Annotated in this window: 13 protein-coding genes; 2 read left to right on the top strand and 11 right to left on the bottom strand. The window is 69.7% G+C overall.

All coding sequences use genetic code 11. The features are described 5' to 3' along the window. Nucleotides 1–69: 69 nt before the first annotated feature. Nucleotides 70–780 (top strand): TIGR03089 family protein, encoded by a 711-nt coding sequence (locus HF886_RS04570; RefSeq protein WP_169619814.1) that lies wholly within the window; start codon nt 70–72, stop codon nt 778–780. Here HF886_RS04570 and HF886_RS04565 read toward each other — a convergent pair. The 7 genes from HF886_RS04565 to HF886_RS04535 all read right to left on the bottom strand — a co-directional run bounded on the left by HF886_RS04565 (nt 758) and on the right by HF886_RS04535 (nt 8,238). Beyond that, complete coding sequence (locus tag HF886_RS04565) at nt 758–1,162, bottom strand: hypothetical protein (RefSeq protein WP_169619815.1); 405 nt, start codon at nt 1,160–1,162, stop codon at nt 758–760. The two genes, HF886_RS04570 and HF886_RS04565, sit on opposite strands and share 23 nt — an antisense overlap. Nucleotides 1,163–1,224: 62 nt before the next feature. Next, a complete protein-coding gene (locus tag HF886_RS04560; RefSeq protein WP_169651676.1) occupies nt 1,225–3,657 on the bottom strand; it encodes an ABC transporter permease in 2,433 nt (810 codons plus the stop codon). After that, the gene (locus HF886_RS04555; protein ID WP_169651675.1) at nt 3,654–4,433 is read right to left on the bottom strand and encodes an ABC transporter ATP-binding protein; all 780 of its coding nucleotides are present in this window, start codon (nt 4,431–4,433) and stop codon (nt 3,654–3,656) included. The genes HF886_RS04560 and HF886_RS04555 overlap by 4 nt, the downstream gene beginning before the upstream one ends. 113 nt (nt 4,434–4,546) lie before the next feature. After that, complete coding sequence (locus HF886_RS04550; protein ID WP_169619818.1) at nt 4,547–5,251, bottom strand: response regulator transcription factor; 705 nt, start codon at nt 5,249–5,251, stop codon at nt 4,547–4,549. 10 nt (nt 5,252–5,261) lie between these two features. After that, nucleotides 5,262–6,446, bottom strand: coding sequence for a sensor histidine kinase (locus tag HF886_RS04545; RefSeq protein WP_169619819.1), 1,185 nt, complete (start codon nt 6,444–6,446; stop codon nt 5,262–5,264). Between the two features lie 12 nt (nt 6,447–6,458). Then, on the bottom strand, nt 6,459–7,001 hold the full coding sequence (gene purE, locus HF886_RS04540; RefSeq protein ID WP_072699464.1) for a 5-(carboxyamino)imidazole ribonucleotide mutase: 543 nt from the start codon (nt 6,999–7,001) through the stop codon (nt 6,459–6,461). Then, a complete protein-coding gene (locus tag HF886_RS04535; RefSeq protein ID WP_169651674.1) occupies nt 6,964–8,238 on the bottom strand; it encodes a 5-(carboxyamino)imidazole ribonucleotide synthase in 1,275 nt (424 codons plus the stop codon). Before HF886_RS04535 ends, purE begins: the two co-directional genes overlap by 38 nt. Nucleotides 8,239–8,427: 189 nt before the next feature. Here HF886_RS04535 and HF886_RS04530 point away from each other — a divergent pair, with 189 nt between their 5' ends. Then, on the top strand, nt 8,428–8,958 hold the full coding sequence (locus tag HF886_RS04530; RefSeq protein WP_169619821.1) for a GtrA family protein: 531 nt from the start codon (nt 8,428–8,430) through the stop codon (nt 8,956–8,958). 30 nt (nt 8,959–8,988) lie between these two features. Here HF886_RS04530 and HF886_RS04525 read toward each other — a convergent pair whose 3' ends face one another. The 4 genes from HF886_RS04525 to HF886_RS04510 are packed head-to-tail and all read right to left on the bottom strand — an operon-like array spanning nt 8,989 to nt 12,489. Further along, on the bottom strand, nt 8,989–10,293 hold the full coding sequence (locus HF886_RS04525; protein WP_169619822.1) for a HAMP domain-containing sensor histidine kinase: 1,305 nt from the start codon (nt 10,291–10,293) through the stop codon (nt 8,989–8,991). A gap of 13 nt (nt 10,294–10,306) precedes the next feature. Next, nucleotides 10,307–10,990 carry a response regulator transcription factor gene (locus HF886_RS04520; protein WP_169619823.1) on the bottom strand — a complete coding sequence of 228 codons (684 nt, stop codon included), beginning with the start codon at nt 10,988–10,990 and terminating at the stop codon, nt 10,307–10,309. Between the two features lie 38 nt (nt 10,991–11,028). Then, on the bottom strand, nt 11,029–11,592 hold the full coding sequence (locus HF886_RS04515; RefSeq protein WP_169619824.1) for a PH domain-containing protein: 564 nt from the start codon (nt 11,590–11,592) through the stop codon (nt 11,029–11,031). A gap of 51 nt (nt 11,593–11,643) precedes the next feature. Further along, nucleotides 11,644–12,489, bottom strand: coding sequence for a biotin--[acetyl-CoA-carboxylase] ligase (locus HF886_RS04510; protein WP_169651673.1), 846 nt, complete (start codon nt 12,487–12,489; stop codon nt 11,644–11,646). Between the last annotated feature and the right edge of the window lie 74 nt (nt 12,490–12,563).

Raw genomic sequence — 12,563 nt, 5'->3', positions numbered from 1 at the left:
CGCACCGCCGGCCCCGCACCGCCCGCGATCGACACGCGAACCAACCACCGCCCGACGAACGAGGTAGATGTGACCACACTGACCGACACCCTGCTCGAACCGATCCTCACCACCGATCCGGCGGGTCCGCGGATCACCTGGTACGACGACGCGACCGGAGCCCGGATCGAACTGTCGGCGGTCACGCTGGCCAACTGGGCGGCGAAGACGGCGAACCTTCTGCGTGACGAGTTCGGTGTGCTGCCCGGCGCGCAGGTGGCGGTCCTGCTTCCGGCGCACTGGCAGACTGCCGCTGTGCTTCTCGGCACGTGGTGGGCGGGCGCCGAAGTCGTCCTCGAGCCTTCCGACGACGTGGAAGTGGCTCTCGTGACGCCCGATCGTCTCGCCGACGTCGAACAGGTTCCGGAGGTGGCCGCGCTCTCGCTGGACGCCTTCGGTGCGCCCGTCGCGGATCTGCCGCCCGGTGTCACCGACTACGCGACGAACGTCCGGGTGCACGGCGACCAGTTCCGCTCGGCGGGCGACGGTGGCTCGGTGCTCGACGGGCGCTCCGCCGGCGACGTACTCGCCGCCGCGCGCGACGCCGCACAGAGCGCGGGGATCACCGCCGCGGACCGGGTGCTCTCGTCACGGACCTGGGAGACGCCCGACGCGCTGATCGGCGGCCTGCTCGCCGTGCTGACGGCAGGCGCGTCGCTCGTGCAGGTCTCCCGTCCCGACCCGGCCGCCGAGGAACGGCGCGTCGTGAGCGAGAAGGTCACCGTGCGCCTGGACGGGTGATCTTCCGGTAGCCACCGTCCTCCAGCCCTGCTTCGATCTCGAACCGGTTGCGAGAACCTGGATTTCGGATCTCTTCCCACCAATACCGCACGGCGAACCCGAGACCGTATCGTGCCCACTGATCGGCGTGGACGGCCTCGTGACGCAGCAACCGCCGGGTCGGCTGGGCGCGGGTGAGAAACGCGCCGCCGACTGTCGTCCCTCCGCGCGCGAAGCCGCCCCGCATACCGGCGCACACGTAGATGCCGCACTCGTCGTCGAAGGTCACTGCGGCGCCCCACAACCTGGCCCAGAGCAATGCAGCCACGGTGGCGACACGCGCGGACGGCACACCGCGCGATGCGCGGACCGCTCGGCTCGGAACCCTGCGTTCGGGGGGCACGGTTCCGAGCCTAGCGATCCGGCGCCGCCGTCACGGACGACGGCGGCGCCGCGCAGAGACCGTCAGCCGGTCAGCGCCGCCACGGGGCTGGTCCGGCCCGCGCGGTACGCCGGGATCAGTGAGGCCACCACACCCGCGACACTTCCCGCCACGACGATTGCGACGAGCTGCGCCCACGGGACGGCGCCCGGCGTGACGTAGCCGGCGCCGATCACGGACGCGGTCCCGGCCGTGCCGAGCAGCAGGCCCAGAGCGACCCCGAGCACCGACGCGACGCCGGCGATGATCACGCCTTCCCGCACCAGCAGACTGCGCACCCCGGACCGGGACAGGCCCAGCGCGCGCAGCATCCCGGTCTCGCGACGCCGTTCGATCACGGACAGAGCCATCGTGTTTCCGACGCCGATCAGTGCGATGAGAATCGCGATCGACAGCAGACCCCCGACGACCAGCAACATCGTGTCGAGCACCTTCTCGAGCATCTGGCGGTTCGCCACCGCGCCCACCACCTCGCTGCCGGGTGAGATGTCGGCCGCCACCCGCGCGATGTCGTCCGAGACCGCGACGAGCCGGTCGTCGGTCAGACCGTCGTCCAGCCGCAACCAGACGGTGTCGGCAGTCTCGGAATCGATGGCCTGCAGGTCGGCGAGCGTGATCAGGTCGGGCGCACCGGGGCCCGCCGTCACGACCGTGAGTTCGCGCGACCCGGTGTCGCCACGCACGGTGACCGCCTCGCCCTCACGGACTCCCAGCGTCTCGGCCAGCGCCGGTTCGAGGGCGATCGTTCCCGGCTGCGGCAACCGAACGTCGTCCCGCAGTGTCTGTGCGGCAGAGTCCGGATCCACCCCGGTGACGAAGAATTCGGTCTCCCCGACCCCGACGGTCGTATTCGCGACCGCGGTTCCCGCGCGGAGACCGTCGAGTGCGGTGAACCGGTCCACGGCACCGTCGGATGCGTCCGGAACCGACATCACCGCGACGTCGACGGTAAAGTTCTCGTCGATCAAGGCGGGTGCGCCGGCCTTGAGCGTGCCGATGCCCACCACGATCGTGGAGGTCAGGGTCACGCCGATGAACAGCGCGGTCGCGGTCGACGCGGTACGACGGGGATTGCGGCGGGCATTGCCGGCGGCGAGCGCGGCCACGGGGCCACCGAACCGGGCCAGCACTTGTCCTACCGCCCCCACCAGGGCCGGCACGATCCGGCGGGACGCCAAGATGACGCCGACGAACAGCATCAGCCCACCGGGGCACGCCATCAGGACGTTGCCCACCGCCGCTCCGATCCCGAGCAGTGCCGCACCGCCGGCAATCGCCAGCAGTGCGCACACCCTGCGCACCCACGTGTCCCGCACCGGTTCCGGCTGGGTCTCGAGCGGATGCATCGCAGCCAGTGCGGACACGCGTGTCGCAGCCCTGGCCGGGCCGTTCGCGGCGATCACGGTGACCACGGTGCCCAGGAGCAGACCGAGGCCGATCGCGCCGGGGGTCACCGCGATCGAGGTGAGCGGGATCGGCACGTCCGCGGCGCGGGCGACCGCGACGACCGCGGCAGCGAGACCACATCCGGCGAGCACGCCGAAGACCGCCGAAACGAAGCCGACGATCACGGATTCGGCACGTACGCTGCGTCGCACCTGCGCGGATGTGACGCCCACACAGCGCATGAGCGCGAACTCGCGCGTCCGGGCCGCGAGCAGGACCGCGAAGGTGTTGGAGATGACCAATCCGGCGACCACGACCGCGATGGCAGCGAAACACAGCAGCACGTTGCGGAGTACCCCGATGTCGCCGACATAGCTTCCCGCTACCGCGGTCGCCCGGTCGGCACCTGTGGTGACCTGCGCGCCGGGAACTGCGGCGGCGAGTACGTCGGTGAGCGCGGACCCGCCCCGGCCCGCGACCCTGATCTCCCACTCGGTGTACTCCCCCGCCCAGGCCCGGACCTGCGCGACGTCGCCGAACACGAGGCGCGAATCCAGCGCGAGGGGTGACCCCGCAAGGTCGACCGTACCGACCACCGTGACGTCGCCGGCCGCAGGTTTCCCGTCGATATCGGTGATCGCCAGGGAATCACCGATCGCGTGGCGCGACGACGAGCCCACCGTCACCTCGCCGGGGCCGGACGGCCAGCGCCCGTCGGCGAGTCGCTGCCACCGCAACGACACGTCGCCCGACACCGTCGATGCGGTGCTGTACCCATCGGTTCCGGCGACCTTTATCGGGCCCGTCACATCGAGGGCGGAGGCTTCCACGCCCGGCACAGCCGAGATCGCGGTGAGAACCCCGTCGGGGTCGAGGTCGGAGTCGGACTCGGTGATGACGGCGGCGGCACCGTCGTACTGCGCCGCTGTCGACGTGGTGATCGCGGAGTCGACGGTGCTGCCGAGAACGAGCGTCGCGACGACGAAGGCGACCGCGACGACCACTGCGAGTGCCGACGCGACGTATCGGCCGCGGTGTGCCCGTGCCTGAGCGAGAACGAGATGTCTCATCCGACCGACACCGGGCCCGCGCTCAGATCGCGCATCGTTTCGAGCACGGAATCTGCTGTGGGCTCACGGATTTCGCCGGCGAGCCGGCCGTCCGACAGCAGGACGACCCGGTCGGAATACGATGCGGCGACCGGGTCGTGCGTGACCATGACGACGGTCTGACCGGTTTCGCGCACGCTGGACCGCAGCAGCGAGAGCACCTCGGCGCCGGAGTGCGAGTCGAGGTTGCCGGTGGGTTCGTCGGCGAAGATGACGTCCGGTCGCGCCAGCAGTGCGCGCGCGACCGCGACCCGCTGCTGTTGCCCACCCGACATCTCGTGCGGGAAGTGGTCCAGGCGCTCGGTGAGACCGAGCCGGCCGATCACTTCGTCGAACCACTCGGGGGCCGGACGCGTTCCGGCCAAACGCATCGGCAGCAGCACGTTGTCGCGGGCGGTGAGCACCGGCAGCAGATTGAACGCCTGGAACACGAACCCGATGCGGTCGCGTCGTAATCCGGTCAGGACCGCGTCGGACGCGGAGCTGATGTCGATGTCGCTCCGCCGCGCGTCTCCGTGCAGAACCACGCGGCCCGCGTCGATTCCGTCCAAGCCGGCGAGTGCGTGCATGAGCGTGGATTTTCCGGAGCCGGACGGCCCCATGATCGCGGTGAACCGGCCGCGTTCGAAGGCGACGGTCACCCCGTCGAGGGCGCGCACTTCGGCGTCGCCGCGACCGTAGACACGCACGACGTCGTGCGCCGAACACGCCGGCAGGAAAGAACCAGGTTTTGTCATGGTTCGACCGTAGAAATCCGGCGGCCGAGGCACATCGGAGCGCGGAGCGATCCTCGTGGGGCCGTGTCATCCCACGGTAGGACACATCGCCGTGTCCCGGTCCGACCGTGGGCCTACTCGCCCGCGCCGAGCAGTTCGTCGGGGCGCACCAGACCGGACCGGAACGCGAACAACACCGCCTGCACCCGGTCGCGGGAACCGGTCTTCGCCAGCACCCGGCCCACATGGGTTTTCACGGTCGCCTCCGACAACACGAACCGCTGCGCGATCTCGCCGTTGGTCAGCCCGTGCGCCATCGCCACCAGGACTTCGAGTTCACGCGGCGTCAACTCGGCGGGCACGTCCACCTGCGCGGCGGGCGGATGCGCGGACGCTCCGAGCATCGGTGAAATGTGCCGGAGCAGTCGCCGCGTCGCGCGCGGCGCCATGATCGCGTCTCCCCGGTACACCGTCCGTACCGCGTCGAGCAGATCCTCGGGCGGCGCATCCTTGAGAAGGAATCCGCTGGCTCCGGCGGCAATGGCCTGCACGACATACTCGTCGTTGTCGAAGGTCGTCAGCACCACGACCTTGGGCGCGTCCGGTTCCGCCAGCAGCATCCGGGTCGCGGATATCCCGTCGACCCGCGGCATCTGCACGTCCATCAGGACGACATCGGCGTGCACACGCGCGAGTTCGGCCACGGCCGCTGCTCCGTCGGACGCCTCCGCCACCACGTCGATGTCTGGCTGCGATTCGAGGACCATGCGGAAACCCGCGCGGACGAGTTGCTGGTCGTCGACGAGCGCGACGCGGATCGGAACTTCGGGATCGGACACGTCCGTCAGCCTAGGCAGGGACCGTGACGCGAACACGGTACCCACCGCCGTCTCGCGCGCGCGGCCCCGACACGGCGGTGCCGCCGTGCAACCGTGCCCGCTCGTCGATGCCGGTGAGGCCCTGGCCTCCCGGCCGCGCCTCCACCAGCGCGGCCGCACCCCGCCCGTCGTCGACGGTCTCCACGACGAGGCGGTCCGGGCGCCAGTCCAGGGTCACCTCGGCGTGTGCGCTCGGTCCGGCGTGCTTGAGAACGTTCGTCAGCGACTCCTGCACGATGCGGTACACGGACAGGCCGAGCCCGTCGGAGACCTCGCGGGGCGTTCCGGTCTCGGTGAACGTCACGTCGAGACCGCTGTCGCCCATCCGGTCGATCAGGGCGCCGAGATCGCCGAGGCCGGGTGTCGTGGTGAACTCCCGTGGCGAGTCCTCGCGCAACACCGACAGCAGCGACCGCATATCCGTCAGTGCGCCGCGGCCCGTCTCGGAAATGGTGGCGAGCACCTCCGTGGCTGTCTCCGGGTGCTGCGCGGCGGCATACCGTCCGCCGTCCGCCTGCGCGATGATCGCGGTGAGCGAATGCGCGACGATATCGTGCATCTCCCGCGCGATCCGGGTGCGTTCCTGGGTGGCGGCGAGTTCCGCTTCCTTGAGCCGTTCGAGTTCGAGCAGCCGGTTCCGTTCGGTCAGCGACGTCACCTCCCGCAACCGCAGGCCCCGAACTCGCCCGAACGCCCAGATCCCGCCGAGGAACACGGCGACCAGCACCGCCATGACCGCGACGTCGAACGGTCGGCTGCCCGGCGGGGACAGATACCGCGCCCCGGCACCCGCGCCTCCCGCCACCGCGGCGACGAGAGCGACGTTCGCGGCCCAGCGCGGGGCGTAGGCCGCAAGCGAGTACACCGCGACGGGAACCGCGATCGCGGTCCCGGGCCCGAGTTCCGGCAGGAACGCGAGATGCGCGTACGAGGCGACAGCGACGATTCCGCCCGCGGCCACCGGATACATGCGCCGCCAGACGAGCGGGACGGACAGAGCGAGAGCCACGACGACGACCGCCGGTGAGCTCTCGTCGACGGCAAGCGCAGCGGCCACCGCGAACAACACGATCGGTCCCGCGAGGACGGCGTCGACCGTTCCGACGTGCGCCCGGGACCACCGGTTCCATCGTTCCACCAGCGACGTCGTCTGCACGGCGGCGGTCTGTCAGCCGAGGAGCGTGCGCCGCAGCGCGTCGTCCTTCTCGAGCACCATCTTCTCGAGACCCGCTTGGAACCGCTCCATCTGCTCGCGCAGCGCCGGATCGGACGCGCCGAGGATCCGCGCCGCCAGCAGGCCCGCGTTGCGCGCGCCACCGATGGACACGGTTGCCACGGGCACTCCGGCGGGCATCTGGACGATGGACAGCAGCGAGTCCATGCCGTCGAGATACTTGAGCGGGACCGGCACACCGATCACCGGCAGCGGCGTCGCCGACGCGACCATGCCCGGCAGGTGCGCGGCGCCACCGGCTCCGGCGATGATCACCTTGATTCCCCGGCCCGCCGCGTTCGCGGCATAGTCGAGCATCCGTTGCGGTGTGCGGTGCGCGGAGATGACGCCCACCTCGAAGCGGATTCCGAACTCGGCGAGCGCCTCGGCGGCGGCCTCCATCGTCGGCCAGTCGGAGTCGCTGCCCATGATCAGGCCGACCTGCGCACCCTGCGACACGTCACTCACCGTTGTCTCCCGTGTGTTCGTTCCAACCATCGGTCCAGACCGCGTGCGAGAGCCAGTGCGCCGCGCGTTCGGCGCGCTCCCGCACCGCGGCGACGTATGCGGGGTCGTCGATCGACCCGCTCGGATCGCCGAGCACATTGACGTGCCCGATCTTCCGGTCCTTGCGCTCACCCTTCCCGTACAGGTGCACCCGCGCGTCGGGCATCCGGGCGAACAGGTGGTGCAGGCGCTCGTCCATGCTCATCTCGGGAGCTTCGGCAGCGCCGAGAACGTTCGCCATCACCGTCACCGGGGCGAGCGGAGTCGTGTCGCCGAGCGGGTAGTCGAGCACCGCGCGCAGGTGCTGTTCGAATTGGCCGGTGCGTGCGCCGTCCATACCCCAGTGGCCGGAGTTGTGCGGACGCATCGCGAGTTCGTTGACGATCAACTCGCCGGACCGGGTCTCGAAGAGCTCGACCGCCATGACTCCCACCACGCCCAGTTCACCGGCGATGCGCAGGGCGAGTTGTTCGGCTGCGGCCGCGACGTCGGCGGGGAGGTCCGGTGCGGGCGCGATGACGACGGCGCACTGCCCGTCGCGCTGGACGGTTTCCACCACGGGCCACGATGCGCCCTGCCCGAACGGGGAACGGGCGACCATCGCGGACAGCTCGCGCGTCCACTCGATCTTCTCTTCCGCGAGGAGCGGCACACCGGCGGCGAGTTGCTCGGCGACGACACGCTCGAGTTCGGCGCGGTCGTCGAGGATCCACACGCCGCGCCCGTCGTATCCGCCACGTGCCGCCTTGAGCACGTAGGGCCGGCCCAGGGTGTCGAGTGCGGCGATCGCATCGTCGACGGAGGTGATCTCGGCAAACTTCGGCATGGGTGCGCCGAGGGCGCCGAGCCGGTTCCGCATCGCGATCTTGTCCTGCGCGAAGATCAGTGCCTGGGGCGGCGGCAGGACGTTCACGCCTTCGCGCTGCAGCACCTCGAGGTGCTCGGTGGGCACGCCCTCGTGATCGAAGGTCAGTGCGTGTGCGCCGGTGGCGGCGCGGCGGAGCGCGTCGAGATCGTTGTGGCTCCCCAGCACGACATCCGGGCTGACCTGCGCCGCGGGGTCGTCCGCGCTGCCGGAGAGGACGCGCAGCGTCTGGCCGAGCGCGATTGCGGCCTGGTGGGTCATCCGGGCGAGCTGGCCCCCACCGATCATGGTGACGACCGGCATACCGCCGGTGAGCGCACGTGGGGTGTCGGATCGAGGAGACGAATCGGATCTGCCGGTCACGGGTAACCATGTTGTCACAGGCCGTCGCGGGTGCCTCGCAGCGGTGTCACCGCACGTCGCGGGCATCGTGCGGCGCTCGTGGAAGGGTGTGCGCCGCCCGGCCGTCGCGCACGATACGAACCTGTGGCGTGGCTGATAGTTTCTCGCAAGGTTCGTGAATTCACGCAAACGTTTCGTAGACTTCTCCGAGTGTCATTCGTTGATGAAACCCTGAACAGAGTTCCGCAGCCCCTTCGGGACTTGTTGGTTCGTCATCGCGAGCTCATCAAGTTCGCGATCGTGGGCGGCACCACGTTCGTCATCGACTCCACGATCTTCTACACCCTCAAGCTCACGGTTCTGTCGGAAAAGCCCGTCACGGCCAAGATCATCGCCGGTGTGATCGCGGTGCTCTGCTCGTACGTCCTCAACCGCGAATGGTCCTTCAAGAATCGCGGTGGCCGCGAGCGTGCGCACGAGGCGTTCCTGTTCTTCTTCGTGAGCGGGATCGGGGTGGTCCTGTCCTTCATCCCGCTGTACATCTCGAGTTACGTGTTCAACCTGCGGGTTCCCGAGGTGAGCCTCACGGTCGAGAACATCGCGGACTTCGTCAGCGCGTACATCATCGGCAACCTGCTGCAGATGATGTTCCGTTTCTACTGCTTCCGGCGGTTCGTCTTCCCCGAGGAGATGACCCCCGACAGCGTGCCCGGTGAACTCACCGACGAGCCGCGGAGCTGATCCGATCCAGAGCGCGGCAGGCCGGCCGGATCATCTCGGTTCCCGGAGTCGGCTCTCCGGCACTGCGTGATCTTTGCTCGCACCGAGGAACAACGCGAACAGAGCGGGTCTGCGACGTTGCAGTTCGAGACGCCCGCCGTCCGCTTCGACCAGCGCCCGTGCCAGTGCCAGACCCAGTCCGGTCGAGCCGCCACCGGAGAAGCCGCGGTCGAAGATATGCGGTACCAGGTCGTCGGACACTCCCTCGCCTTCGTCGCTGACCTCGACGCACACCGTCGAATCACCGCGCGTGGCGACGTAGCGCACCGAGACCGTGCACGTTCCGCCACCGTGGACGAGTGCGTTGTCGACGAGCACCGCGACCGCTTCACGCAACCGCGATCCCGTCACCGACGAGCGCAACGACGGATCGCCGCTCAGCACCAGTTCGCGGCCGGCCTCCTGGAACGGGCCCCGCCAATCCGCGATCACGCCGGTGAGGTCGCCCACCACCGAGACCTCGGTGCGGAGTTCGGCGGCGCTGTTACGGGACTGCCGGACCAGATCGGTGATCGCAGCGGTCAGCCGGTCCACCTGTGCCATCGCGGCCTCGGCCTCCTCGACGACCGCCGGGTCGTCGTGGGTGGACAGTTCGTCGAGACGCAGCCGGATCGCCGTCATGCGCGACCGCAACTGGTGGGAGACGTCGCCGACCAGGCCGTGCTCGCGCTGGAGGCGGTTGGAGATCTCGACGGCTGCGGCGTCCAGCACGTCGGACACGCGATCGAGTTCCGGAATTCCGTGCCGCCGCGGGACCGGCCGGAAATCACCTTCGGCCAACCGGGCCGCGCGACGTGCCGCGTCCCGAAGGGGGTCGGCGAGCCGTCGGGCGGTCGCCACCGCTACGAGTGCGCCGACGGCGACGGACAGCAGCACGAGCAATGTCACGGCCGCGAGCACCTGCTGCTGAAGGGTGCGCAGGCTCTCCGACGGAACCTCGATGCGCAGCGAACCCGAAGTGCCCATCGAGAGCGACTCCACGATCGGGGACTCCACGACGGGAGCCCCGATGTCGAGGCGCGCCGCAACGTTCTCCGGGGTGGGGTAGACCACCACGACCCGGCCGTCGGCGGGAACGAGAAGGCGCAGGGAACTGGTGTCGAGGCCGCCGACCACGAGGCCGCCGGTGCCCTCCTGCGCGATGATCTCGTCGGCCATCCGCCCGAGACGGTCCTGTAGGTCGCGCCGTGCGGTGTCCTCCACGAAGAGGTAGGCCGTATAGGCGAGCGGAACACCGAGCAGGAGGGCGACGAGCAGAACGGTGGCCATCACCGCATTGAGGATGCGACTACGCACGTGCGCGGGCCCGCTAGTCGGTATTCAAACGGAAACCGACGCCGCGCACCGTCGCGATGCGTCGTTCACCTGCGGGTCCCTCGTCGCCGATCTTGCGACGCAGCCACGACATATGCATGTCGAGGGTCTTGGACCCCCGGAGATCGGTGTCACCCCAGACCTCTTCGAGGATGATGTCGCGCGAGACCACCTGCCCCGCGTGTTCGAGCAGGACCCTCAGCAATTCGTATTCCTTGTTGGCGAGTGCGACCTCGGACCCGTCGACGAGGACCCGCCGGGCGGCTCGTTCGAGCCGGATCCCCGACACGTCGACGATATCGTCCTGCTCGCCCGAGCCCCGGCGCCGCAGCAATGCGCGGACCCGCGCCATCAGTTCGGCGAGCCGGAACGGCTTGCCGACGTAGTCGTCGGCGCCCGCGTCGAGCCCGACGACGAAGTCGACTTCGTCGGTCCGGGCGGTGAGCATGAGGACGGCCAGCTCGGACCGGTCCGCGCGGATCTGACGGCACACTTCCAGACCGTCCATACCGGGTAGGCCCAGATCGAGGATGAGGAGGTCGTAGTCGCCGGAGAGTGCGCGTTCGAGTGCCACCGGACCGCTGTGTTCGACTGTCACGTCGTAACCCTCGCGGCCGAGCGCGCGCGAAAGCGGTGCCGCGATGGCGTCGTCGTCTTCGGCGAGTAGTACGGCAGTCACGGAATTCAGCGTACGGATCGATGGCCCGGTTGTCGGGATTACCACGCTTTGCGGTGGGTGTCCTCTTCGTGCGGATGCCGCGCGGGGCGGTTTTCCGCCGCCGTGCGGTCGTGCGCGTCGAACGCCTGCTGGTAGAGCAGGGCGTGGACCTGCCGCACCTCGGGAATGTCGTCGAACTCGAGCGGATCGTCGGCAGCCGAGACCACCACGAGGGTTCCGGTGCGGAGCATCCGGTCGACGAGGCCGTGCCGGAACTGGACATTGCTGATCCGGCCCATGGGGATGTCGATTCCCGTGTGCGTGAGGACACCGGTGCGAACCAGCACGCGCCGGTCGGTGACGATGAAATGCGTGCTGAGCCAGCTCACGAGCGGAACGAGGGAGCGCCACACCACGACCGCGAGCCACAGCAGCACGACCGCCACGCTCAGGACGGTCGCTGCGGCACCGTCGAGCCGAGCCGCGACGACGCCCAGCAGGAAGCCGGCGAGCGGCGTCGCGACGAGGAGGATTGCGGCCGGAACGATCAACGCCTTCCAGTGCGGATGACGGTGGAGCAGCAGCTCTTCCCCTGGTGCCAGCGCGTCGTCGGGATATCCCATGGCGCCCACGATGGCACATGCCGGTGACCGACCGCCTCGTCGGCGTGGTTGTCAGGCGGGACGCAGGTGCGTGATGTCCCCCGCGGCCACGGCCACCGTGTCGCCGGCGCCGTCGGGCCGGATCACGAGACGACCCTGGTCGTCCACGTCCACGGCGAGGCCGCGTAGTTCGGTGTCGCCCGGGAGCACCGCCCGTACCTGCTGCCCGATCGTGCCGCAGCGCTCGCGATACGCAGCGGCGGGCCCCGCCGTGTTCCAGCCCGCGCGCGCCCACGCACGGATCCGGTCGGCGAACGCGGCCAGCAGCGTCTCCGCGAGCAGCGTCCGGTCGAGATCGCCGGCGTCCTCGAGCAACAACGACGTGGCGGTCGGAACGGGCAGTTCCTCCGCCGTGAGGGTCACGTTGACCCCGACGCCGACGACGGCCACCGGCTCGGGTGAGGTGGACGCGACCTCCACGAGGATCCCCGCGAGTTTCCGGCCGCCGACCAGCACGTCGTTCGGCCATTTGAGCTGTGCCGGGACCCCCCCGACCGAGCGCACGGCGTCGACGGTGGCGATCCCGGCGATCAGCGGCAGCCACCCGAGGTCGCGCAGGGGGCACCCGGGCAGGCGCAGGAGCACCGAGACGATGACCTGGGCTCCCGGCACACCGTTCCAGGTACGCGAGTGCCGGCCGCGTCCACCGCTCTGGAACTCCGCCAGCAGCGCGCGGCGGTCGGCGCCCGTTCCTGCCACGGCGAGCAGGTCCGCGTTGGTCGAGCCGGTCTCGTCCACGACGTCGAGCCGGGTGTAGAACGCGCCGCTCTCTGCCGAGGTGAGGGCGCTGCGCAGACGAGCCACGTCGAGGGGTGCGCGCAGGGAAGCGAGATCTGGCGTTTTGCGGTTTCCGGCCATGCGCCCAGCCTAGGGTGGGTCGAAATTCCCTACCCGCCGGTAGGTCCAGTTCAATAATTCAACACAACCGGGAC

Origin of the sequence: Rhodococcus sp. 105337, assembly GCF_012844225.1 — a bacterium.
Lineage (GTDB): Bacteria > Actinomycetota > Actinomycetes > Mycobacteriales > Mycobacteriaceae > Rhodococcus.
Note: the sequence above shows the minus strand (reverse complement) of the source record. Positions and strands in the feature narration are given on the sequence as shown.